Here is a 24,970-nt window from a genome sequence, read left to right as displayed (position 1 = left end):
GATTAATATAATCTTTCTGGTGGCTGTAGCTCAGTTGGTAGAGTCCCGGATTGTGATTCCGGTTGTCGTGGGTTCGAGCCCCATCAGCCACCCCAATTAAGATTATGTTGATCCCACTCTGCGGGAGTGGCGAAATTGGTAGACGCACAAGATTTAGGTTCTTGCGCCTTCGGTGTAAGGGTTCGAGTCCCTTCTCCCGCACCATCCCTTAAAAAACGAATTGGCAACCAAATGGTTGCTTTTTTTGTCTCTGCACTTTTTACATACAAGCATGTATGTAAAACCACTCTCAAATATCTCCACCTTTACTAACTAAAAGCTTGTTTAAACAACAAGATAGAACAACAGATAGATCACTGTTTATTGCGCTTATGTAGTCTAAAATATATTATAGTATCTTAAGTACTAAGTTAACTATTATTCGGTAGGCAGTTTGGAGGTTATGACATGAGTGAGATAGCAAATAGTGAAATTGATGCTCAAGAGATAGTAGAAGTTGAAAAGGACAATATGCAGTCCTTTTACGAATTGCTCTCAAGTATTGAGCAAAGCTCTAGTGATGAGAGGGATAAAGGTACTCGTTTTGAAAATTTGGTCTTAGACTTTTTACAAAACGATCCTACTTATAATAATGATTTCACTAAGATTCAAACCTATGCCGACTGGGCTCAAGACCATAAAGATCTTGTGCCTAATAAAAAAGACATTGGTATTGACTTGGTAGCTACTAACTTATGCTTAGATAATGAGCCTCAGACTTACACAGCTATTCAATGTAAGTTTTATGCTAAGGATGCTAAGGTTCCTAAAAAGGAAATTGATTCCTTTATCGCAGCTTCTGATAAAGAATTCTTTACTGGCCGTATGATGGTTGCTACCAATAGCAATTGGTCTGACAATGCTTGGGCTACCTTAGCTGGTAACAAGTGTAAACCTTATTTGTTAGATCGTGAAAAGCTAGCCCAATCCTCCATTGACTGGTCTCAATATCTTAAGACTGGGCAAGTTAATGTAACTAAGCGCTCTTTGCGCTCCTATCAGCAAACAGCACTGCAAAACGTCATCTCAGGCTTTAAAACTCATGACAGAGGCAAGCTTATTATGGCTTGCGGTACAGGTAAGACCTATACCTCTTTAAAGATTGCTGAGGCCCAAACCAATAATAATGGTTTTGTGCTCTTCTTAGTGCCATCCTTAGCCCTCTTAAGCCAGACTTTATCTGATTGGAAACAACAAAGTGAATTTCCAATTAGAGCTTTTGCTGTATGCTCTGACACCACTGTGGGCAAAAAGACTAAGAGCGGCTCTATCGATGAATTATTAACTCCTAATGAGCTTAACTATCCTGCTACTACTAATGAGCAAGATTTAGCTAAGCATGTACAAAATGCCTTTAAGTATAAAGAGCAGAACCAAGAACAAGGTATGGTAGTCATTTTCTCTACCTACCAATCCATTGAAGTTATTGCCCTTGCTCAAAACAATTTAGGCATGCGTCCTTTTGACTTGGTAATTTGCGATGAGGCCCACCGCACCGCAGGTGGCTACCTTATCAACCCAGAACTTACTAAAAAAGAAATTCTTGCTCAAAGTGGCATCCTAAAGGACGCTGATCTTAGTGCCCTCAATGCAGTGCAAACTCAAGCAACTACAGAGGCTGAGCAGGAGCCAAAGGCTAAAACCAAGTCACGTAAGTCAAAACTAGACTTTATTGATGAGGAAGAGGCTGTCTTTACCCGTGTTCATAATGACCAGTATATACATGCTAAAAAGCGCTTGTATATGACTGCCACACCAAAGATCTATGGTGATGCAGCACAAGAACAAAAAGACAAAAATGAAGTAGTGCTTTACTCTATGGATGATACTGATGTCTTTGGCCCAGTATTCCATAGTTTAAATTTCGATGAGGCCGTGCAATTAGGCTGTCTTGTAGACTACAAAGTTATTATTCTGGCCTCAGACTCTCGCTTTGTGCGAGATGATAGTACTCTCATTGAGAAAATTAATGAGGATCACGCTGCTCGTATTATTGGTAGCTGGAAGGCTCTCAACAAGTATGGCACCTCTGAAGACTTGCTCGATGATGCTAAGCCAATGAAAAGAGCGGTAGGCTTTGCTCAAGTAATTAACAGAGATGCTAAGAACATTAAACTGGCTTCTAAGCTCTTCACTCAAGAGTTTGATAATGTCATTAATGTTTATCGCTCCAAAGTTTTAGAGCTGGGTAATAAAGAGCGTGATGCTTTTGAGGAACAAGAGTACGAATATGTTGCTAATCACCAACTAACCTGTGATTGTAAGCATATTGATGGCTCTATGAATGCTAATGAAAAAGGAGCCCTTCTCCAATGGCTTCGTGAAGAGCCAGAGCAAGATCACTGCAAAGTTCTCTTTAACGTGCGCTGTCTTAGCGAAGGTGTTGACGTACCTGCGCTTGATGCTGTTATTTTCTTATCGCCACGCAAGTCCCAAGTTGAGGTAGTACAGACTGTGGGCCGTGTGATGCGTCGTGCCCCAGGTAAAAAGCGTGGCTATGTCATTTTGCCTTTAGTGGTAGACAACTTAAGTGATATTGATAATGCCTTAAGCCGTTCTGATAAGTTTGCCTGTATTTGGCAAGTTCTTAAGGCCTTAAAAGCTATTAACCCTAACGATGTCATTGTTGACGGTGCCTTAGAAAAGCTAAGCTCCCGTATCGAAGTAGTGTGCGTTAACAAGAACACTATCGATCGTAAAACCAAGAGCAACACTCCTCGCAAACCAGTAATTGTTGATGGTGGCGGTGAAATTTCAATTGACCCTACAGGACCAACACAAGGTACTCTTATTGGGGATGACTTTGAGTTTAAGGTAGAGAGTACCATTAAGTCAGCCATTATCAAGAAGCTTGGTAATCGCCGTGAGTGGGAAGAGTGGGCAGAGGATGTAGCTGAAATCTGTAAGAATCAGGTTGCTTTCATCAAAGACAAGCTCAATAACACCGAAAACAAAGAGCTGCGCTATGCCTTTAATGACTTTAAGGATCAGCTATCCTGTTCTATTAATGGCCATAAGTCTAATCAAGATGCCAGCCAAAATGCTAACGAAGCTCTCTTTGGTGGTAATTCCCTTAGCGATGACGAAGTAATTGAGATGCTATCTCAACATATCGTAATTAAGCCTGTGCTTGATGCTCTCTTTAAGGGTTATGCCTTTACTGAGAACAATCCAATCGCCCGCGCTCTTACTGATATGCTTGAGAAATTTGACAACAATGGGTTGCATAAGGCTAACAAGGAACTGGAGTACTTCTACAGATCTGTTGGCATTCGTATGCAAAACGTAAAGACCATTGCTGAGCGCCAATCTGTAATTGTCGATTTGTTCGATCGCTTCTTTAAAGTGGCTTTCCCTAAGCAACAGGAAAAGCTGGGTATTGTATATACCCCATTAGAAGTAGTGGACTTTATTAACCACTCTGTAAACGACATCTTAAAGCAAGAGTTTGGTCAGACCTTTGCTGATGCTGGTGTACATGTCCTCGATCCATTTACTGGAACAGGTACCTTTATTACCAGATTAATGCAGTCTGAGGACTTAATCCCACGTGATGCGCTGCCATATAAGTATTTTAATGAGCTCCACGCCTTTGAGCTTATGCCTCTTGCCTACTATGTAGCCTCCATCAACATGGAAGCTGTATACCAAGAGTTTTTCCCAAATACTCCATATGCTCCAAACAACATTACAGTCCTAACCGACACTTTTGCTTTGCACGACGAGGAAGTAGCCCCAATCTTTAAGGACTCCATTGGCAAAAACACCTCCCGCCGCAAGCAAGTCGACAGCCTCGACCTGCGTGTCATTATCGGCAATCCACCATACTCTGTTGGTCAGGATAGCCAAAATGATGATAACAAGAACGATCGCTATTTAGGTGAGAATGCTGTAGATACGAGGATCAAAGAAACCTATGTTGAGGAAGCTGGAAAGGTTGCTAATAAAAACAGCATTTATGACAGTTATATCAAAGCCTTTAGATGGGCCTCTGACAAGTTAGGCGATCAAGGTGTTATCGCATTTGTTACTAATGCTGGCTGGCTTGATAGTGCTGCCGCTAATGGCATGCGTAAATGCCTGTCAGAAGAGTTTAACTCTATTTACATTTATCATTTGAAAGGCAACCAAAGAACTTCTGGCGAAGAGTCTCGTCGTCAAGGCGGAAAGGTGTTTGGCGCTGGAAGCCGTGCTCCTATTGCTATCACTATTTTGGTAAAGAACCCTAGTGCCGCAGAAAAAGGAAAGATTTTCTTTGGTTGTGTTGATGACTACATGAGCAGGGAAGAAAAGCTAGGTCAGCTTGCACAATTAGGTACTATTAAGAACGCTCAGTTATCTGAAATTGTTCCTGATGAGCATAATGATTGGCTCAATCAGAGACGAACTGACTTTGCAAAATTCATTACTATTGATGGCAAAAAAACTGATGGCTTAGCATTATTTAAGACTTATAGCATGGGTATAAGCACCAATCGTGATGTTTGGTCTTATAACTCCTCTTCTAAAGTGATTGCAAATAACTTTAACAGCTGTATTTCTTTTTACAATGCCCAGTTACAGTCTTTCAAAGAGCTTGGAGATAAGTTTGAGAAAGATACTAATGTGGCCAAGATAAAATGGTCATCAAGTCTGGACAGTAAGTTTGATCGAAAAATTTCAAGCCCTGAGTTTAACTCCAATTTAGTAAAAACATCTTTGTACAGACCGTTTTTTAAACAAAAGTTGTATAACGATCCGTTTTGGGTTCATAGAGTCAGTTTAATGCCGCAAATCTTCCCTTATAGTGGAGCAGAAAACTTAATTATTGGCATTGTTAGTGTAGGAGCTAAAGACATAAATTGTTTGATATCAGATTCTATTATGGATCTACATGTCCTTGATTCAGGCGCTCAATGCCTCCCACGCTATGTCTATACCGAAGCTCCTAAAGGTGGGTTGATTGGAGAGTTTAAGTCTGTTAAGCCTGATGAGCATGGCTATGTGCGCTCTGATGGCATTAATGAAGAGGCAGTGCAGCACTTTAAGGATGCTTATCCTGAGCATGCTGATAAGGTCGATGTGGATGCTATTTTCTACTATATTTATGGCGTGTTGCATAGCCCTGAGTATCGTAGTACTTATGCTAACAACCTGCAAAAGGAGCTGGCTCGTATTCCTCGTGTGGCTACTTATGAGGAATTTGCTGCTTTTGAAAAGGCGGGGCGTGCTTTGGCGCAGCTTCATGTTAACTATGAGGCTGTAAAGCCTTATGAGGGCTGTACCATAGAGATGGCTGATTCACCTTCGTATAGGGTAGAAAAGCTTGCCTATGGCAAGATTGCGGGGCAAAAGGGAGATGCTGCAAAGGATCGCTCAACCATTATCTACAATAGTAGTATTACCATTAGGAACATTCCTTTGGAGGCTCAAGAGTACGTTGTTAACAAGAAGTCTGCTCTTGATTGGATTGTAGAGCGCTGCTGTGTGTCTACTGATAAGGATAGCGGCATTGTTAATGACTTTAACGACTATGCTAAAGAAATGGGCGATGAGAAGTATATCTTTAACCTTATTTTAAGAGTTATTACTGTGTCTCTTGAAACTATGAAGATAGTTAAGGCTCTACCAAAGCTTAATATCCACCCATTAGATAAGTAAGTAGGGTGCGAACAGCTAATAGCTTAAGTCTATATTAAGCACTTAAAATGAAAGGCTCTTAGGCAGCAATGCTTAGGAGCTTTTCTTTAAGTACCAAATATCTGGGCTTGGATTGGCATACTAAACAGTAAGTGGTGATTTGGTATACAAAGCTAAGGTTATTAGTAAGTGTTCTTATCATTTAACTTGTTGGCAAGCAAAGTAATAGCAGTGATTGCATTGCTCTTATTATCAACAGAAGCCTGACCAGATAGCAACGAAAGTAGTGAGTACAATTTCACTTAGAGAAAAATTTTTAGTGTGATTGATTCTAGGGTCTTTAACATCCTAATTTAAGTTAGATAGTTAGGCTTAGTTTTTGCGTAAAGTACCTCGTCTAAGGTAGACGCATCTATTTTATATTAAATTAGCACTTTTAAGCTATTTAGCTTAAAATAGCAGCTTGGTCAGTTTAGGTTAGTGCTGATATCAAAATGCATCTCTTTTAAGTTTTTGGTGCCTAATGCATCAGATACTATCTATTATTGTCAGCAATATTAATATCTTTATATTTTTAGACGGCAAAGTCTGGACTTTATTCAATGGCAAGAAATAAATATGGAACCACCTGGTGGGGTCAAAAGTGGCTTGATTCCCTAACAGGTATTGATAACGCTAATCGTATTCCTCGTGGTCTTACCTATGCACGTAATGACTCAGTATTTGGTTTAAAGATCAATACTGATGATGGTACTATTAATGCCCATGTAGTTGGAAAGTATTGCCCTTACTACAAGGTTTCACTTAAGTTTAATCGCTTAAGTAAAAAGCAGTGTCAGCAGTTTATTGAAGCTGCCTCTAAAGACTTAGCTGTGATCTCTGGTTTAGCAAATCGCCAATTAGCTCCTCGTTTATTTGATATTGCTAATGAACTTGGCATTAAGCTCTTTCCTACCTCATGGCATGATATTGGGATGAAGTGTAGCTGTCCTGATATCGCTGTTCCATGTAAGCATATTGCTGCTGTTATTTACGTGGTTAGTGAGTTTATTGATACTAACCCTATCATGTATTTCAAACTCTTAGGCATCGACATTATGTCAGCCTTTGAGAGCATGAATATTTTCTCTGATGCCGAAGATAAGCTAGAAACTCCTAATATTGCTACTTTATTTAGAGAGTCTTTATTACTACCTAATGATATTGTAATTAAAGCTCGTGAAAACAATTTTGAGCTTAATTTAAATCCTATTTCTCACAATGATGCTCAGGTATTATTCTTAGCTGATGGCTTAATCAACTATGAAGAAGACCAGGGCATGCTTGATCATAGTGTGCGCAAGCATCTTAATAAGATTAAGTCCCTTGAGGCCCAGTGTGAGTCTTTAGAAGAGTCAGTACAAGAGCAAAAGGCGTTTGCTACTCAGTGTGCGGCTACTGCTCAAACCAAGTTTGAAGAGTATGAAGAGCTTAAGTCTAGTTGTGGTGATGTTCCTAATCGTGGCCGCCAATCAGCTAGAACTAGAGCTATTTTGCAACTTTTAACTGATACTGAATCAGAGTATCAAGAGAATAAAGCTAAGGCTGATGAGGCTAATAACAAATTACAGCAGCTTAAAAAAGACTTGGCTTCATACAAGAGCAAATTATCTAAAGAGCAAAAGCTTTATGATAAGGCTTTAGCCTCTTTCAATAACAAAACCGCTCAAGTATTAAAGTTAGGCTATGATCCTGAGCTTTTAGAGCAGGAGCAAGTGGTCGAGGCTAAGATTCGTAATGCTGATGGTTCAGAATATAACCCAGCATTAGATGACTTATCTCAGATTGATGACTATTCAGACGAAAATGTCATTGATGCTAAGATCGTCGAAGAAGATGATGCCGAGTCTGATGAAATTGATGTACGCCGTTACCAGGGTACTTTAGTAGACTTAGAAAAAGCTACTTATCAGCAAATCAATGATATGGGTAGCTCTATTCTTTCCTTGTATGCTGATACCCCACCAGGCTTTACTCATGGCTCTTTAAAAGCATTAATGGATCGTACTATTAGTGCCGCTTCTCATATGGCCAGCGCTCAATTAAAAGATGTAGTTGAGCGTGAGATTCATATTTTTAATAAAGATATACTCTCAAAAAAGGGCCAAAAGATCTTTGCTGATTTTAATGAATTACAGCAAGTTGAAGCTGACAACTTCTCTAAAGAGCCTTTTAGTGATCACGGCTTCTTTGCTCGTCAGCCAATCTTCTTTATGAGTACTAAGGGCATTTTAGAGTTAACCTTGCCTTTTAATGTGTTACTCAAAGCTCGTAGCGGTACTACTTTAAGCAATTTAACCATTTTCCCTCCAGAGGGTGATGAGCTTTCTTTAATGAACAATTTGTTAAAGGAAGTGTTAAAAGAGAAAGAGTTAGTCAACCGCCATGTTGAGGAATACAACTTAGAAGGTTTATATAACATGTTCTCTGGTTATATTAAAAATACCAACATGTTATCTAACTCTAATGCTGAGACTAATATTCTCTACTGCTTATGGTTTATTGCTACTAACTTAGTAAAGAATAGAGCCATTGCTCCTCGTTTAGTTGTAAATTACGAGGGTAATTTACAGGTATATTGGTATCCTGCTACTTGTTCTGATGAGATTAGTACCTTAGTTACTAATATTGGCTTATCACTACAGGGTTTTGAGCACTTTTTATTCAATCGCTTAGATCGCCAATATTATTTGGAGCCTAAGTTCTTGGGTGAAATGGTATTAGTGCCTTTCATTCAATCTTATCTTGCATGGGCTTTTGCTAAAGAGACTCGTACTAATCAATCTCTGCCTGAGCTTCAGGTTATTTTCAATGGTCGTCATATCGATACTAATGATAATAACCTTGAGGAAAAGAGCTTAAGATATCGCTTAGAGAATTATTTAGCTACCTCAACCATTCATTACAATAACTTTACTCCAGTATTACGCTTTACCGATTTAAGCGACCCTATGGAGTACAGTGGTACTGTCTTTAGTCATCTTAAAGATCAAATTATTGAGCAGGCTTTAGCAAGTAAACAAGAGCAAATGGATCAAATGCTCGCTTATGCTAAAGATACTAAGGATAAAGAGTTATTATCCATGCTCATGGGTGAAGGTACTCAAAGCAATGATGATGTTGAGTACTATGAGGACGAGGAATTTGGCTACGAGCATATCTTTGAAGATTGCTCTGGTGTAGGCATGGAATTTGGCCTCATGGACATTCCTGCTGGTGTGCGAGCCGAATTAATTGAAAATGGCGATGAAGACATTATTGATGCTACTGGCTTTATCTCACTTTGCAACGTGGTAGATAACAAGGCATTTAATGAGGTACGCCGTGAGTGTCTACGTTTATTAAGTCGCTTATCAGCTAAAGCATCCTGCCTTGAGGAACTGTACTCAAGCAAGTTTAATGTCTCTATTTTGCCTTTAAATAAGCTCTATAAGACTCTACAAGATGCTAATAACACCTTGCGTCTAATGGGTGTACGTGTAGTACTGCCTAAGTCCTTGACCAAACTAGCTACTCCATATTCTTCTGTGAAAATGGATGTCAATGATGATGATATAGACACTAGTTGGTGGGATCAGGATAGCTTCTTCTCACTTGCTGACATGATTAATTTCGATTGGTCGGTTGCTATTGGTAATCATGCTTTATCTAGGCAAGAATTTAATATTCTATTAGCTAATGCAGGTAATGTAGTACGTTTTAAAGATCAGTTTATTTATGCAGATCCTGATTTATTAGAGCAGCTTAAGAAACGCTATGATAGGCAACAAAAGCGCACCTTAACTAAGGATCAAGTATTAAGTGCCTTATTAACAGGTGACCATGAGGATTGTGAGGTTATCTACTCTGATCGTCTAAGAAAGTCTATTGATAAGCTCTTGAGTGATGACAACTGTCAGTTACCAGAGGGCCTTAATGCTACCTTACGTCCATATCAGGTGCGTGGCTATGAGTGGTTAATACGTAATACTCGTATTAGCGTGGGCTCTATCTTGGCTGATGATATGGGTCTGGGTAAGACCATTCAGGTTATTGCGGTAATCTTAAAGCTCAAGCAAATGGGTAAGATTACTCCAGAAAAACCTGCTTTAGTAGTTGTTCCTACTTCCTTGCTCACTAACTGGACTCGTGAAGTGGCACAATTTGCTCCAGATTTAACTATTGGTACTTACTATGGTGGTGCTAAAGAGTTAGCTATTGGCAACAGCGATATTATCTTAACTTCCTATGGTACAGCCAGAAGCCGTATTAAGAAGTTAAAAGAGCATAAGTACAGCTTATTAGTAGTGGATGAGGCTCAGGCTATTAAGAGTTTGACTACTGCTATTAGCAAGAACTTACGTGAACTTGAGGCTGATCAATTTATTGCCATGTCAGGTACTCCTGTAGAGAACAGATTGCTTGAGTACTTCTCTATTTTAGACTTTGTAAACCGTGGTTTATTTGGCACCGTTGGTACTTTCAAGGATCGTTTTGCTACTCCTATTGAGCGTAACCATGATATGGATGCTGTTGAGCGCTTTAAGAAGCTTACTGCTCCATTTATTATGCGTAGATTGAAAACTGATAAGAATATCTTACCTGATTTACCAGATAAGATTGTGTCAGATCAATTCTGCGAGTTAACTCCTAGTCAGGCAAGCTTATATCAAGCTATTGTTAATAAGAAGATGAAGGAGTTAGAGATGGATGAGAATCAAACCGAGTTTAAGCGTCGTAGTGTAATTATTACTATGATTCAAAACCTCAAGGCTATTTGTAACTCTCCAGCTCAGTTCATGCCAGATCAAAACTATGATCCAGCCGACTCTGGTAAGGTAACTCGTCTGTTAGAGTTGCTCGATGAAATTATTGAGGCTAAGGGTAAAGTATTGGTATTTACCCAGTCAGTAGTTATGGGCAAGCTCTTACAAGACCTGATTGAGCAAAAGTTTGGCCGTCGCCCTAACTTTATTTACGGCGGATTAAGCCGTAATGAGAGATCTGATATGGTCGATACTTTCCAAAACGACCCATCAGATAGAATTATGCTCTTATCCTTACGTGCCGCTGGTACTGGTTTGAACTTAACTGCAGCTAATTACGTAATTCACTATGATTTATGGTGGAATCCTGCTGTAGAAAATCAGGCTACTGACCGTGCTTATCGTATTGGCCAGAAAAAGAACGTTCAAGTGTATCGCTTTATCTGTTCTAATACTTTCGAGGAGCGTATTAATGACATGCTCAACTCGAAGAAAGATCTAGCTGATGTTGCTGTGGCTACAGGCGAAAGCTGGATTGGCAATATGTCAGATGGTGAGCTTGATAATCTCTTCTCCTTACATAAGTAAGAGTAGTTAGCTTAAGTTAAACAAAAAAGCCTTGGCATTGCTGCCAAGGCTTTTTTCGTAAGTAAAAACTTATATTCTTACTGGTGATAGGTTTTTAAGAAATGCTCTAAGCGATTGCAAGCATCATCAATAATGTCTACATCAGGTAAAAATACAACACGGAAATGGTCTGGGGCAATCCAGTTAAAGCCAGTGCCCTGTACCACTAAGAGCTTTTCTTGACGTAATAAGTCTAAGACAAATTTTTGGTCATCCTTGATATTAAAGCGCTTAATATCAATCTTAGGGAACATGTATAAAGCACCATGAGGCTTTTTAACACTAATGCCTGGAATAGCATTGAGCCTATCAAACATAGCCTGACGTTGGCGGTGTAAGCGACCACCTGGCACAATTAGCTCATTAATACTTTGATAGCCACCTAAAGAGGTTTGAATAGCATGCTGGAGCGGCACATTAGCGCACAAGCGCATAGCCATCATCATGCGAATACCCTCAATATAGCCTTTCATCTTAGCCTTAGGGCCAGTTAAGATCATCCAGCCTTGTCTAAAGCCGCAAGCACGATAGGTTTTGGATAAGCCATTATAGGTAACAATAGGAATATCATCGCACAGAGTACAAATACTACGATGAGCATAATCATCGTAAAGAATCTTATCGTAGATTTCGTCGGCAAAAATCATGAGCTCGTGTTGACGGCACAGCTCAATTAAATCTTGCAAAAACTCAGTGGAGTAAACAGCACCTGTAGGATTATTAGGGTTAATAATTACAATACCACGAGTGCGAGGGGTAATTTTCTTTTTGATGTCTTCTAGATCAGGGAACCAATCTGATTCTTCATCACATATATAGTGAACAGCATGGCCACCAGCTAAAGTAACAGCAGCAGTCCATAGTGGGTAGTCTGGGGCTGGCACCAAGATCTCATCGCCATTGTTAAGTAAGGCGTTCATAGAAGTGGTAATAAGCTCAGATACGCCATTACCAATATATACATCCTCAACATCAGCGTTTTTTAAGCCTTTTTGCTGATAGTATTGAGCAATAGCCTTACGGGCGGAGAAAATACCATTAGATTCGCAATAGCCTTGTGAAATAGGTAGGTTACGTACTACATCACGAACTACTTCTTCAGGAGCCTCAAAACCAAAAGTAGCTAAATTGCCAATATTGAGTTTGAGAATACGAACACCTTCTTCCTCCATGCGGCAGGCTTCTTGGTGAATGCGACCACGAATGTCATAGCAAACATGATCTAGTTTGTGTGATTTTTCGATTGGCTTCATAATAAAAAACACTTGGGTTTTGCCATTAATTTAGTCTTGGCTACGAAAATCAAGTCTTTAGCCCCTTTTCCCATCTGACTATTAACTGTGATCTCATTACTCCAATCTAAGTTTAATGTTAAACGCTCAAGCCTCCTTTTATAAGAGAAAAACACAAAGCTAAAAGTATTTTTGTAAAGGCGCAAGGTACGCTACCCAAGCTACCTAAAATGCCGTATTGCATCACTTTCAGCAATACTAACAACCTCTCCTTATCATCCCTCTAAGTTCTCTTAGTCTTCTAAGCCATCTAAGCCTTAGTTAGCTTAGCTCACCAAGAAAACTGGAGATACAATGAAAAAGAGCGCAAAAATAGACTTTTAAGCCTCAGTTGTAAAAGATTGTAGCACGTCAACTAGACTATGGCGCTTAGCTATAGGTAAGACCTGACTTACTAAAATCGAGCAATATGAGCTAAAGTTAGGAGAATTTAGAAAATTTAGAACCAAAGTGCAGAAAAAAGCCGAAAAATAGCAACAAAACAGCCAAAAAATGCCCTTTTAAATAAGCATTTAAATGCTCTATTGCAGTGCACCACAGCAGGTACAACAGTGCATAAAAAGCTTCAAATGGAATTATGGAAGATAGGTTAACTTTTTAATAAGCGTTAAAGAATGCTCGCAAAGGTAAGGAGATTTGTAGGAGGGTTAATGTTGGTAAGAATGTGGGGAGACACATGAATAATATAAAATAACCAAAAAAAGGAAACCCCTCCCCACATGACCAACGTCATATTACAAAAGACGCATCCTTAGATCAATTGCTTTTAGACTTACAAGAGAGCAAGAGTTTGAATCTTATAAGTTAAATCACGAGCAGTTAACCTAATTTTACCTAAGAACAATTTAGGTAAGTTGTCAGAGCCTGTCAGTCCCTAATACTGACCATGCGCCACTAGAGATTGGAGATAAACTTACTAAACTAAGCCTTACCAAGCTAGCAGTGCTACTAGACCTCATGGCCGTACTGGTCATACTGGCCGAACTAGCCAGCTTGGCCAGCTTGGCCTGCTTGGCTGTAGAGGCATTGGGGTGATGGAGTGGAATGGTATGGGATGAGAAGGTATAGGAGGAAAGGGAATGATAAAAGAGCTTGCCCAGTGAGGGACAAGCTCTTTTGGGGGAATTATTTGAAGTCGCGGCCCATGGCTTTTTCTTCGTAGATGTTTTCGATAATGTAACGCTCGTAAGAGTAATGAGGGGATGGGCTACGACGATACTTTACTAGATCACGGGTGCGCTCTGAGTAGGTAATAGAGTTAGTAAACATAACAAAAGGTACTCGATTACCATTTTTAGTAATGACAAAGCCTGCTAAGTTGGAGACATTTTGTAAAGTGCCTGTTTTGGCCATAACATGCTCTTTTAATGGCTCGTTAAAGGTAGAGGCACGCCATTGTAGTGTTCCTGATTTACCAGATACAGGTAACAGCTCAATAATGCCTAAAGTGTCATTATGCTGATTAATATAGTCTAGGATTTCCAGCATAGTGTCAGGACTCATTAAGTTATGAGGTGACAAGCCAGAACCGTCAACAATATAAGAGCTACCTAAATCAATTTTGGCATATTGGCTCAAGATAGAGCGCATAGCTCTATTGGCTCGATAGTAGGTGGCTGGTAAATTAAAGTATTCAGCAGCAATGTTTTTAGCAATAGCATCAGCATACAGATTATTGGACTTTTGGAGCATGTACTCAACTAAATCACGCATCTTTGGGGAGGTGCGCTGAGCAATGGTCACAGTGTCTGACTCTGGAGTATGGCTGATCTTTACCTCGCCTGAAACAGAGATATTAAGACGCTTTAAGAGCATATTAGTCCAATCAAGACCCCATCTTTGAGCATCGGAAATAGCTAAAGATAAAGGCCATGGCTTATTATTCTTGCTATTAGAGCTTGCTGGAATACAGCCAGTTAAATGATATTTGTTATCGATAAAGAGATTAGCCTCTAAGATACAGTCGCCACCATAATCACTCTCTTCAACGGCAATAACATCTGAGTACAGTTCAATTGGCACGCCAGCTGGTACTAAAGGAGCTGCATGAGTACCAGGGCCATCTGACTTTAACTGGGCAAAGGTGCAGTTACGATTGAGAATGATAGGAGCGGATGGAGCAGTAAAGCAAGATGGTAAATCATCCCATGACCAGCCATTAGCACGGCTAGGGCCGCCAAAACGGCTGACATCTAAAATGACATTACCATTAATACGACGGACTCCATGCTTTTGGAGCACAGCTAATAAGCTTTGGTAATGATCTACTCTTAAGGTTGGATCGCCAGTAAATTTAACAATGACATCAGAGTGTAAAGTGCCTGAGGAATCAACGTTTAATTTGTTATTCTTGGCAATAGCTTTACCTTGAACCTCAAGCTTAGTAACCAATTCATAATCACCGCCTAAATAAAGCATCGCAGCTAAAGCAGTAACCATCTTTTGAGTTGATGCTGGATGGAAAAACAAGCTATTGTTTTTTCCGTAAGTTTTAGTGCTATTTGGCAGTTTATAAGCAATGCCCACCTGAGCACCCTCAAGAGGGGTAGAAGTGGCTGGGATGGCCTGGGCCGATAGCGAAGTAGTTAATAGTGCTGTAGCACATATAAATGAGGTTAAAAGCTTGCGCACCATAATAATTCCCAAAAGATCAGCCCCGAGGGGCTGAAATAAAGATATAAATATAGCAAGTCCTGATCTTGTAACAACTTCTTACAAGCATCCCTCAATTTTGACTAAATTAACATAGGCTTGAGATAGGGATAATTAACTTTTGACTAGCTTATTTGCAACAATTGTCCTACAACAGGCTCATTATTATAGCGATTATTAGCTCCTTAATACTATGGTTAGTTTGATACAGAACTAAATTAATCATTACCTCAAGCTATAATTAGTTGCACTTATACCAGCCAGACTTAACTACCCATTCTTTTCCTTTTTCATCTTCAGAAATAAGTCCTTGCTTAGGCACTGTATCACCTTTAAGGTCAATAAAAGTATGGCCACCTTTTTTCCAGCTAATATGAAGATATTTGCTATCTTGATTTACATATGGCTCATAGCCATCTTTTATCAGAGGAAGAATTTGAGCGCCTGTTTTAATTTCAGCGGTTAGTTTGTAGCCATGAGAGTAGGTATTGTCTTTTTTCTTATAAGCGGCGCAAATTTTTATCTCATCACCATAACTAGGCAAAACAAGCGCAACAGACATTGTAAGAGCCAAAACTTTAAGTAAATACTTCATAGTGGTGTCCAAATGTTTACATTGACTAAATTACTACTCAACTAATATGCCGATAAATAAATCTAGCTTATTTATTTGCGGGGCTTAAAAGCCTGAAAGCGGGAAAGCTTAAAAACTTGGTTTTAGTAGTTGAGCACAGAGATATATCCTCGATAGAGGCTGGAGCTTAGTTGAAAGCTACCTGTATGTGATACCAAAGCCATTGTTCTGGGCTCATCTGGTAGTTTTACATTATATCTTGTTAAGTATTTTGTGTGGCTTGATAGGGCGATTTAATTTTGCGTCTTACCATATCCTAGGCAATGATTCTTTTTTGATTTTTGATAGATTTTTAATTAACAGTGCTAAGCTTTAATGCCTTGTTTTATTAGCTTATAATTATCTTGCATGGATGCAAAGATTTCATATGTCAGGATTGGTCAATGACAAAGTCAAAGGCCATCATTTATGATTAAGAAAGTTTCCTTGATGATTATAATCAAGGGGCTTTGAATTGTCTTAGATTTAAATTTAGCAAAATATTGACCTTCTTTTTAGCTTTAAGCCAAGTTTGGTTAGTTAACGTGGTGCCTAGTGTCTATATAGTAGGTCTTGCAAGATAGCTTTGAGGTTTTTATGGTTATTGAGCCAAAAGTTCGTGGTTTTATTTGTGTAACAACTCATCCTGCTGGCTGTGAGGCAAATGTTAAGCAACAAATCGACTATGTAAAGTCTCAACCAAAATTAGATAATGGCCCTAAGAAAGTTTTAGTGATCGGCGCATCAACTGGTTATGGCTTAGCTTCTCGTATTAATGCTGCCTTTGGTTCTGGTGCAGCTACTTTAGGTGTTTTCTTTGAAAAGCCAGGTACTGAAAAGCGTCCAGGTAGCGCAGGTTGGTACAACACCGCAGCTTTTACCAAGTTTGCTAAGGCCGAGGGTCTTTATGCACGTAACATCAATGGCGATGCTTTCTCTGATGAGTGCCGTGCTAAGGCTATTGAGATTATTAAAGAAGATCTAGGTGAGATTGATTTAGTTGTTTATTCTTTAGCCTCTCCTGTACGTAAAGTTCCTTCTACTGGTGAAGTAGTTCGTTCTTGCTTAAAGCCAATTGGCAAGCCATATGTATCTACTGCTATTGATACTAACAAGGACACTATTATTGAGGCTACTGTTGAGCCAGCAACCGAAGAAGAAGTTCAAAATACTGTAACCGTAATGGGCGGTCAGGATTGGGAACTTTGGATGAAGGCCTTATCTGAGGCTGGTGTATTAGCTAAGGGCTGCAAGACTGTAGCTTATAGCTATATTGGTACTGAAATTACTTGGCCTATTTACTGGCACGGTGCACTTGGTAAGGCTAAGGAAGACTTAGATCGTGCCGCCTGTGCTATTCGTACTTCATTAGCTAATATTGATGGTGATGCTCGTGTAGCTGTATTGAAGTCTGTGGTTACCCAGGCCTCTGCTGCTATTCCTGTAATGCCTTTATACATTGCTTTATGTTTCAGAGTAATGCGTGAGCAAGGTATCCATGAGAGCGTAATTGAGCACATTACCCGTATGTTTAACAGTGCTCTTTACGGCATGAAGGCTCCAGAGCTTGATGCTGAGGGTCGTATCCGTATGGATAGCTGGGAGTTACGTGATAGTGTTCAACTCAAGTGCAAGGACTTATGGGCTAAGGTTACTACTGAGAATCTTAAGGAAATTACTGATTACGAAGAGTACAAGCACGAGTTCTTACAGTTATTCGGCTTTGAGGTAGATGGTGTTGATTACCAAGCTGATGTTAACCCTGTAGCTGATTTTGACTGTGTTAATCTTTGCTAGTAATTTAGCTTAGTTAAATATTTAGATAAGGGCAAGTTTTAGCTAAAACTTGCCCTTGCTTTTTTGGGGCAATTAATACTTAAGACTTAAATGCCTTATAATATGGTTTTTTCTAACATGTAGAGCTTAAGAGTTAAACTCTATTATGTTTGTTGTTTGTTAGTAGAATTGGTTGTGTCCTTATATAGGAGAACTTTTTAACATGTCAGCACAAATTATTGATGGCAAGTCTGTAGCAAAGCAATTACGTTTATCTTTAAAAGAGCAAGTAGATGCCAAGATTGCACAAGGCTTGCGTGCTCCTGGTTTAGCAGTAATTTTAGTTGGTGCTGATCCTGCCTCTGAGGTTTATGTTCGTAACAAGCGTAAGGCTTGTGAAGAGGTGGGCATTAAGAGCTTTTCTTATGATTTACCAGCTACTACTAGCCAAGAAGAGCTTGAGAACTTAATTGAAGAGTGTAACAACAATCCAGAAATCGACGGCATTTTAGTGCAATTCCCTTTACCAAAGGGCTTAGATGAGCGTCGTGTGATTGAGAAAATTGCCTCTTCTAAAGATGTTGATGGTTTCCACCCATACAATGTTGGCCGCTTAGCTCAGCGTATTCCTGTGCTACGTGCTTGTACTCCAAAGGGTGTTATGACCTTATTAAAGAGTATTAATGCTGACTTATTAGGTATTAATGCTGTTATTGTCGGTGCCTCTAATCTCGTTGGTCGTCCTATGGCCTTAGAGTTATTACTTGAGGGTGCTACCGTAACTGTAACTCACCGCTTTACCAAGGATTTAGAGCATTTTGTTCGCCAAGCTGATTTATTAATTGTTGCCTGTGGTAAGCCAAAGTTAGTTCCAGGTGAGTGGGTAAAGGATGGTGCTATCGTAATTGATGTGGGTATTAACCGCTTAGAAGATGGTTCTTTATGCGGTGATGTCGGCTATGAAGAAGCTTGCAAGCACGCCTCTTTCATTACCCCAGTTCCTGGTGGTGTAGGCCCTATGACCGTAGCTACTTTAATGGAAAACACCATTCAAGCCTATGAAAGCCACCTTCAGGCCTAAATTTTAAGCTTTTAACTAAGCGCAAGCACCTGCGCAATGGGTAGGCACTGGCAAGGCCAGTGCTTGCCCCAGCGCTAGCGCTGCTGCGCAAGCTGCTGCTGCGCAGCTCTAAGAAAAAACTGCCATATATGTTTAGGTATATGGCAGTTTTTTTGTATAAAGAAAGATGTTCTAATGCTTAGATGAAGGAGATATTGGCAAAAATATTTTCACTAAGTTAGCAAAATAGCAGTTAAACATGATTTTTTAGTACTTTCTAATGATATGCTAAGAGCCATACATTATTATCTACTAAAATAAGATGCTCAATATTAATCCATAAATTTGGGAATCTTACATTATAATAGTTGCAATTTTGCTCCTGATTTTTAGGAGTAGCTATCATAGCAATTTTAGTTAATTAACTTTGGGCTTGTTTTCAACTTGACTCTAGATTTAATTTCAAAAAAATCCTTTCTTTTAGCTGATTGCAAAGAACAAGAAGGTTGATAAATGATCTTACTATTCCTTAGTGTATGGGCAATTGTGATTGCTCTTAATGAGGTGTTATTTGCAGCTCAGCCTTTCTCTATGACCAGCATAGCCGCTGCTATGCCTCATACCTTAATGTTTTCAGTAGTGCTCTCAGCTGCTGTTTATATTGCTAAAAAGCGTATCATTGATGCTGTTCATAAGGGACGACCTATTGATAAGCGCTTTGTAGCCGAGCTTACCCCTGAGGTGGGGCATCAGTTAAATACTATGCGTCGTAAGCTTGAGGCTATGGATGGTGATAGCACTCCAGGTAATAAAGTTAAAGGAAAGCAAAAGGGACGACATTTTCCTAGCGATAGTGAGTTAGCTAAGGCTAACAAAGATAAAAACCGTCGCAATAAGGAAAAGTTTGATCGCTTGCATGATAATGCTCAAGCCTCGCTAAGAAGTGAGCAGTTACGTAAACAAAAAGAAGAGGCTACAGCTCAGGCTCGTTCTAAAGCGGTAAAACAAGCTACTAGAGAAGATTTGTTTGAGCAAAAAACTCACAGTGCCTCAGCAGAAAAGCAAAATGATCACTCTTTAGTAGTAGGTGATCCTAATGACTTTGTAAAAGAAGCCCATGCTCAAATGATGGAGCAGGCTCAGTCACGTATTGAAGCGGCCCAACGTAAACGCAAAGAACATGAATTAGAAGTACAAAGACAAAATGCTCCAAGCCTAGATGAAAATCGTGCCCGCTTAGCTAAAGAAAAAGAATTACAAAAAGAACGCCGTGAGGCTCAAATTAAGGCTTTAGGTGCTTTATCTCAAGAGGACAAAGCCGCAGAAGATGCTCGTCGTGCTTATGAAGCTCAAATGAGAGCTCAAGAGCAAGAAAAAGCAGCAGCTGCTGCTCGAGCTGAGGCTTTAGCCCGTGCCGAAGCTGCTGCCCGTGCCGAGGCCGAGGCCAAGGCCAAAGCTAGAGAAATGGCTAAAGCTCGTGCCGAAGCTGAGGCTAGAGATAAGTTGGAAGCTGAGCAGCGTGCTATGGCTAAAGTGCGTGAACTGGCCGCAGCTAAAGCTCGTGCTAGTGCTGCTGCTAAGGCCCGTGAGCACGAAATGCGTATGAAGATTGAGCAAGAGGCTAAGCTTAAAGCGGCCCAAGAGGAAAAAGCTCGTAAGGCAGCTATTGCTCGTTCTCAGCAAAAACTTCAAGAAGAGTCCCTTAAAAAGGCTAGCAAAGTTGAAGTTGCTGCTTCTAATAAAGCTTCACATCAAATGGACTTTGAAATTGCTAATGAGCAGAGCAAAAAGAAGCATAGTGTTGAGTTAGCAGCGGCTGAGAAAAAAGCAGAAGCTGGCGGTTTAGAGTATGTTGATCAACTCGAGATCCCTAAAGGTGGTTTAGATACCTCTTCTTTAAAGCCTTATCAAATGCCAAAGCGTGGAGCTGGCTTAGATACTTCAGCTTTAAAGAAAGCCCAACTTAGTCGTGGTGACAAGGCTAAGGGTGCTGTTACTCCTGCCATTAGTAAGCTTGCAAGTAGTAGAGCTACTTTAAGTAATGCTACTTTAACTAAGAGTGGTATGACTAACAAAAATAATGTAAGTCATCAAACTCAAGCTAAGGCTATGTCAGCAGTTTTAAATAATGATACCAATCTTGATCGTGGCGATGTACAAACTTTAGAGTTATCTAATTATCAGGCTAATGCTAGAGCTCGTGCTTTATCTCGTGCTCAAAGTAACAAGGCCAGTGCTCAATCTATGGCTCAAGCTAATGCTAATAATAAGGCCCATGCTCAAAATACTGCAGATAATGAGCTTACTAAGCATAATGGCTCTGCCTCAGGCCCTGTCAATCGCCGCTCAGCAGGCGCTCAGGCCCCATCTCATGGCCAGAGCCTTGGAATGGGCGCAGCCCATGGCGCTGCAAAGGCTATGGGTCAGGCCCAAGCTATGGGTCAGGCTCAGGCACAGGCTAATGCCAAAAATGCTTTAGGTGCTAAAGGCCCTATAGGTATTGGTACTACTGTAGCTGGTATGCCACATAACTATATAGGTTCACAAAATGCACCTGTGCGTCAGGTGGTGACTACCTCTAATAAGGTACAAGCTCGCCCTCAGGGAGATAATTTACCTAAAACTGCACCATCTAACCCATTATCTAATATTCAAACAGCTCCTATTATCAAGGCCCGTGGTAGTGTAGCTGCGCAAAATAGAGATAAATTATTTGCAGGTTCCGTAAATGATCCTAGTGGAGCTCCTGTAGGCACTACTATGAATGCCCCAATGGCTCAGGTGGTAAACACCCCTATGGATATACCAGAGGGAGATGGTGGCTCTGCTCCAAGTAAAACAGATTTAATTCATGCTCAGGCTAATGCTAATGCTTATATGAAGATGCAGACTCAAACTGCACCACTGACAAGAAAGAATAAGCATAATCGTACTAGACCAAGCCAAATGCTGCAATCTAACGAAGTGGTTTAGCCCTACAAGCATCCCTCGTGTAGCTTGTAGTGCCCATAGCTGCCTTATGGCAGCTATAGCAGACTATGGCAGCTGATAGCTGCTAATAGCTGCTGTGCGGCGTGGATTGGGTTTGAGCTGAGTTTGCCTTTGAGCTAATGGGTTAGCTAAGGGGGCAGCATTTTGGGGGTTGGTTAGTAGGTATAAAAAAAAGCGCCACGAGGGCGCTTTTTTTTTAATATTATGTAAATATTTTAAGCCTTTTTGCGAGTGGTCTTTTTAGTCTCGCTCTTGGCTGGGGCCTTGGTTTCAGTAGCCTCTGGTGCAGGAGCTGCTACAGTTGGCTGCTTACCCTCAAGCTTCTCTTCAAGATAGTGAATGGATACACCGCCCTTAATTTCGTTTTCGTCATTTAAGAGATCTTTGTGAAGAGGAATATTGGTTCTAATGCCCTCAATGATCATCTCATCTAAAGCTTGGCGAGCACGAGCCATAGCTAATTCACGAGTATCATCATGAACAATTAACTTACCTATTAGTGAGTCATAGTGAGGTGGCACGCTATAAGACTCGTAAATATGAGAGTCCCAACGAACACCTGGACCACCAGGAATATGTAGACGCTTGATTAAGCCTGGGCTTGGAATAAAGGTCTTAGGATCTTCGGCGTTGATACGGCACTCAAAAGCATGGCCACGGAGCTTAATATCCTTTTGCTCAAAAGATAATTGCTCGCCAGCACATACTGAAATCATTTCACGTACTAAATCAATACCAGTGATCATTTCAGTAATTGGGTGCTCTACCTGAATACGGGTATTAACCTCAATGAAGAAGAATTGGCCATTTTCATATAAGAACTCGAAAGTACCAGCACCACGATAGCCGATATCAATACAAGCCTTAACGCAAGACATACCAATAGTCTCACGCTCTTTTTGAGTAATAAATGGAGCAGGGGCTTCTTCTAAAACCTTTTGGTTACGACGCTGCATGGAGCAGTCACGCTCACCTAAGTAGCAGGCATGGCCACGGCCATCGGAAATAACTTGGAACTCAATATGACGAGGGTTTTCCAAGAACTTTTCCATGTAAACAGCTGGATTGTTGAAGAACATATCAGCTTCACGACGGGTAAGGCTAATAGCTTCGCCAAGCTCTTTTTCGCTACGAACAACACGCATGCCACGGCCACCGCCGCCGCCTGCTGCTTTAATAATAATTGGGTAACCAATCTTCTTAGCGATTTTCTTGTTTTCTTCAAGATTATCGCCTAAAGCGCCCTCAGAGCCTGGTACGCAAGGTACGCCTGCTTTGATCATGGCACGCTTGGCTGAAACCTTATCACCTAAAAGGCGAATAGTGTCAGCATTAGGGCCAATGAATATAAAGCCTGACTTTTCAACCATCTCGGCAAAGTCAGCGTTCTCTGATAAGAATCCATAACCTGGGTGGATTGCAGAGGCCCCAGTTGCCTCGGCAGCAGCAATGATGCGTGGGATGTTAAGGTAGGAGTCCTTGGCTGATGCAGGGCCGATACAAATGGACTCATCAGCGAGTTTTACGTGCATAAGATCGCGGTCTGCACTGGAGTGTACAGCTACTGTCTTAAGGCCAAGCTGGCGGCATGCACGAAGTACACGTAAAGCAATTTCGCCACGGTTGGCAATTAGCACCTTTTCAATTTGCATACTAACTTATTTTCCCAGAAAAAAATGATTACCAAACCTGCTATAAAGCAAAAGAGCCTAAATTTATTTCAGTAAAAGAGATAGGCAAATAAAAGATGAGAGGTTTGGTCGGGGAACTTACTCAATTTAATTTTACAGAGCCTAAATAAACTGTTATTTAGGCTCTTGATGCAGATGAGCAAGTTGATTAAGTTTTAGATCTAAATCTTATTCAAACTCGAAGATTGGCTGATCAAACTCAACAGTAGTACCATTTTCAACTAAGATCTTCTTAATGGTACCAGAGCGGTCAGCAGTGATTTGATTCATCATCTTCATAGCTTCAACTATGCACAAGGTATCGCCTTGGTTTACAGTAGAGCCAACTTCAACAAATGGGGCGCTAGTTGGGCTTGCAGAGCGATAGAAAGTACCGACCATAGTAGAACGCATGATCTTGGAATCATCAACAGCAGGGGCGGCAGCTGGAGTAGCCTCGGCTGGGGCTGCTTGGGCTACAGGGGCGGCGGCTACTGGAGCAGCGGCCATTGGAGCTACAGGAGCAGGGGCAGCAACTACGGTTTGAACAGCTGGTGCAACCACAGTAGACTGGCGAGAAATACGTAGTTCTTCCTCACCTTGCTTTAAATTGATTTCAGCGACATCTGAGTTAGAGACGAGGTCAATCAATTTAGCGATCTTGTGAATGTCAATTTGCATTTAGATTCCCGAATAAAACACGCAAGGATATATACTTCTATCTAAGTAGCTTTACAAAGCTTATTAGCTTATACAACCTAGAGCGATATAGCTTGCATTTAAGAAGTAGTCACTAAGAGCAACCAAAGTGTTCTTTAGTATTATGAAAATACAAAGAACATTAAAACTAGATTTAACCTAAATGCATTAAGCTTAAAGCTAGCAGGGCTATGGGCTTAATGCCGAAGCTAAATTGATTTAGCTTGGTTTAAACATATAAAGGGTTAAATTTAACTTTAATTGATAATTTTGTATAAAAGCAAAGCATTGCATTTTAAAACTTAATTGCTTAAATACAAGATCAATCTTACTTAAAAAGAGCAAAAAAAGCCTACTTTGCTAAAACAAAGTTGCAAATTGCTTTTTTATGTAAGTAAAGATTGCTACTAGTTTCTAAGTTAAAGCTGCTAAACAGCAAACAAGAGCAGGGCTTTATTGCTAAATAGGCTAAAACCTATTAAATCAATAAAGATGCCTTGCATAATTATGCTTGTTGAGACTGTAAGTATTTAACAGCCTTCTGTAAAGCAAAGTAATAACCATCAAGTCCAAATCCTACAATCACTCCCATGGCTTTAGCGGATAGATAAGAGTGATGGCGGAAAGACTCACGTGCATGCACATTAGAAATATGAATCTCAATAAATGGAATTGAGACTGATCCTAAAGCGTCTAAAATAGCAACGCTAGTATGAGTATATGCGCCTGCATTAATTAAAATGAAATCTGTATTGCCATAAGCTTGCTGAATCTTATCAACAATGGCACCTTCACTATTAGATTGAAAATGCTCTAAAGAAACACCAAGCTCAGCGCTTTGCTTTTGGAGGTTGCAAACCAAGGACTCAAGATTGTCACTACCATAGACCTTGGGCTCACGTATACCTAAAAAGTTGAGATTAGGGCCATTAATGACCAATACTTTAAAAGTAGCCAAAGTTTTTTCTCCAATAGTCAAAATTGCACTGATTTTACCAACAAATGCCGCTTTTGTTTTAAATTTTCTGGATTTTTTAGCTTTTTTCCATGAAAAATGAAAGAAAAATCACAATCACATGATCTTATGCAGCCACGATACACGATACCTATCAAAGTACTGACAGGCTGTTGGTAAATAGTTTGATTGC

At 40.2% G+C, this 24,970-nt stretch carries 11 protein-coding genes and 2 tRNA genes; 7 read left to right on the top strand and 6 right to left on the bottom strand.

Features of this window, described 5'->3' with window-relative positions; translation table 11 throughout:
- Positions 1-19: 19 nt before the first annotated feature.
- From MXE38_RS02465 to MXE38_RS02450, 4 genes are all read left to right on the top strand, one after another.
- Positions 20-95, top strand: a tRNA-His gene (locus MXE38_RS02465).
- 25 nt (positions 96-120) lie between these two features.
- Positions 121-204, top strand: a tRNA-Leu gene (locus tag MXE38_RS02460).
- A gap of 243 nt (positions 205-447) precedes the next feature.
- Positions 448-5,679: a type ISP restriction/modification enzyme gene (locus MXE38_RS02455; protein ID WP_246910804.1), complete on the top strand. Its 5,232-nt coding sequence runs from the start codon at positions 448-450 to the stop codon at positions 5,677-5,679.
- Positions 5,680-6,260: 581 nt separating this feature from the next.
- The gene (locus MXE38_RS02450; RefSeq protein ID WP_246910802.1) at positions 6,261-11,030 is read left to right on the top strand and encodes an SNF2-related protein; all 4,770 of its coding nucleotides are present in this window, start codon (positions 6,261-6,263) and stop codon (positions 11,028-11,030) included.
- A 77-nt stretch (positions 11,031-11,107) separates the two neighbouring features.
- Here MXE38_RS02450 and MXE38_RS02445 read toward each other — a convergent pair whose 3' ends face one another.
- The 3 genes from MXE38_RS02445 to MXE38_RS02435 all read right to left on the bottom strand — a co-directional run bounded on the left by MXE38_RS02445 (position 11,108) and on the right by MXE38_RS02435 (position 15,575).
- Complete coding sequence (locus MXE38_RS02445) at positions 11,108-12,322, bottom strand: pyridoxal phosphate-dependent aminotransferase (RefSeq protein ID WP_246910800.1); 1,215 nt, start codon at positions 12,320-12,322, stop codon at positions 11,108-11,110.
- A gap of 1,164 nt (positions 12,323-13,486) precedes the next feature.
- Positions 13,487-14,995, bottom strand: a complete 1,509-nt coding sequence (dacB, locus tag MXE38_RS02440; RefSeq protein WP_246910798.1) for a D-alanyl-D-alanine carboxypeptidase/D-alanyl-D-alanine-endopeptidase — start codon at positions 14,993-14,995, stop codon at positions 13,487-13,489.
- Positions 14,996-15,254: 259 nt separating this feature from the next.
- Positions 15,255-15,575, bottom strand: coding sequence for a hypothetical protein (locus MXE38_RS02435; RefSeq protein WP_246910796.1), 321 nt, complete (start codon positions 15,573-15,575; stop codon positions 15,255-15,257).
- Between the two features lie 648 nt (positions 15,576-16,223).
- On the opposite strand from MXE38_RS02435, the gene fabV reads away from it, so the two are divergent.
- The 3 genes from fabV to MXE38_RS02420 all read left to right on the top strand — a co-directional run bounded on the left by fabV (position 16,224) and on the right by MXE38_RS02420 (position 21,435).
- Positions 16,224-17,423 carry an enoyl-ACP reductase FabV gene (gene fabV, locus MXE38_RS02430; protein ID WP_246910794.1) on the top strand — a complete coding sequence of 400 codons (1,200 nt, stop codon included), beginning with the start codon at positions 16,224-16,226 and terminating at the stop codon, positions 17,421-17,423.
- A 202-nt stretch (positions 17,424-17,625) separates the two neighbouring features.
- Positions 17,626-18,483, top strand: a complete 858-nt coding sequence (folD, locus tag MXE38_RS02425; protein WP_246910792.1) for a bifunctional methylenetetrahydrofolate dehydrogenase/methenyltetrahydrofolate cyclohydrolase FolD — start codon at positions 17,626-17,628, stop codon at positions 18,481-18,483.
- A gap of 492 nt (positions 18,484-18,975) precedes the next feature.
- Positions 18,976-21,435 carry a hypothetical protein gene (locus MXE38_RS02420; RefSeq protein ID WP_246910789.1) on the top strand — a complete coding sequence of 820 codons (2,460 nt, stop codon included), beginning with the start codon at positions 18,976-18,978 and terminating at the stop codon, positions 21,433-21,435.
- 233 nt (positions 21,436-21,668) lie between these two features.
- Here MXE38_RS02420 and accC read toward each other — a convergent pair whose 3' ends face one another.
- The 3 genes from accC to aroQ all read right to left on the bottom strand — a co-directional run bounded on the left by accC (position 21,669) and on the right by aroQ (position 24,780).
- Positions 21,669-23,105 carry an acetyl-CoA carboxylase biotin carboxylase subunit gene (gene accC / locus MXE38_RS02415; RefSeq protein ID WP_246910786.1) on the bottom strand — a complete coding sequence of 479 codons (1,437 nt, stop codon included), beginning with the start codon at positions 23,103-23,105 and terminating at the stop codon, positions 21,669-21,671.
- Positions 23,106-23,312: 207 nt separating this feature from the next.
- Positions 23,313-23,798: an acetyl-CoA carboxylase biotin carboxyl carrier protein gene (gene accB, locus MXE38_RS02410; RefSeq protein ID WP_246910875.1), complete on the bottom strand. Its 486-nt coding sequence runs from the start codon at positions 23,796-23,798 to the stop codon at positions 23,313-23,315.
- Positions 23,799-24,327: 529 nt separating this feature from the next.
- On the bottom strand, positions 24,328-24,780 hold the full coding sequence (gene aroQ, locus MXE38_RS02405) for a type II 3-dehydroquinate dehydratase (RefSeq protein WP_246910783.1): 453 nt from the start codon (positions 24,778-24,780) through the stop codon (positions 24,328-24,330).
- Positions 24,781-24,970: the final 190 nt, after the last annotated feature.

Source organism: Anaerobiospirillum sp. NML120448, assembly GCF_023050945.1.
In the GTDB taxonomy this organism is placed as follows: domain Bacteria; phylum Pseudomonadota; class Gammaproteobacteria; order Enterobacterales; family Succinivibrionaceae; genus Anaerobiospirillum.
Note: the sequence above shows the minus strand (reverse complement) of the source record. Positions and strands in the feature narration are given on the sequence as shown.

What these genes read in the sequence shown, in the direction of transcription:
- MXE38_RS02455 (WP_246910804.1), top strand. Translation starts at nt 448, where the DNA reads ATGAGTGAGATAGCAAATAGTGAAATTGATGCTCAAGAGATAGTAGAA.
- MXE38_RS02420 (WP_246910789.1), top strand. Translation starts at nt 18,976, where the DNA reads ATGATCTTACTATTCCTTAGTGTATGGGCAATTGTGATTGCTCTTAAT.
- MXE38_RS02445 (WP_246910800.1), bottom strand. Translation starts at nt 12,322, where the DNA reads ATGAAGCCAATCGAAAAATCACACAAACTAGATCATGTTTGCTATGAC.
- MXE38_RS02450 (WP_246910802.1), top strand. Translation starts at nt 6,261, where the DNA reads ATGGCAAGAAATAAATATGGAACCACCTGGTGGGGTCAAAAGTGGCTT.
- fabV (WP_246910794.1), top strand. Translation starts at nt 16,224, where the DNA reads ATGGTTATTGAGCCAAAAGTTCGTGGTTTTATTTGTGTAACAACTCAT.
- folD (WP_246910792.1), top strand. Translation starts at nt 17,626, where the DNA reads ATGTCAGCACAAATTATTGATGGCAAGTCTGTAGCAAAGCAATTACGT.
- accC (WP_246910786.1), bottom strand. Translation starts at nt 23,105, where the DNA reads ATGCAAATTGAAAAGGTGCTAATTGCCAACCGTGGCGAAATTGCTTTA.
- MXE38_RS02435 (WP_246910796.1), bottom strand. Translation starts at nt 15,575, where the DNA reads ATGTCTGTTGCGCTTGTTTTGCCTAGTTATGGTGATGAGATAAAAATT.
- dacB (WP_246910798.1), bottom strand. Translation starts at nt 14,995, where the DNA reads ATGGTGCGCAAGCTTTTAACCTCATTTATATGTGCTACAGCACTATTA.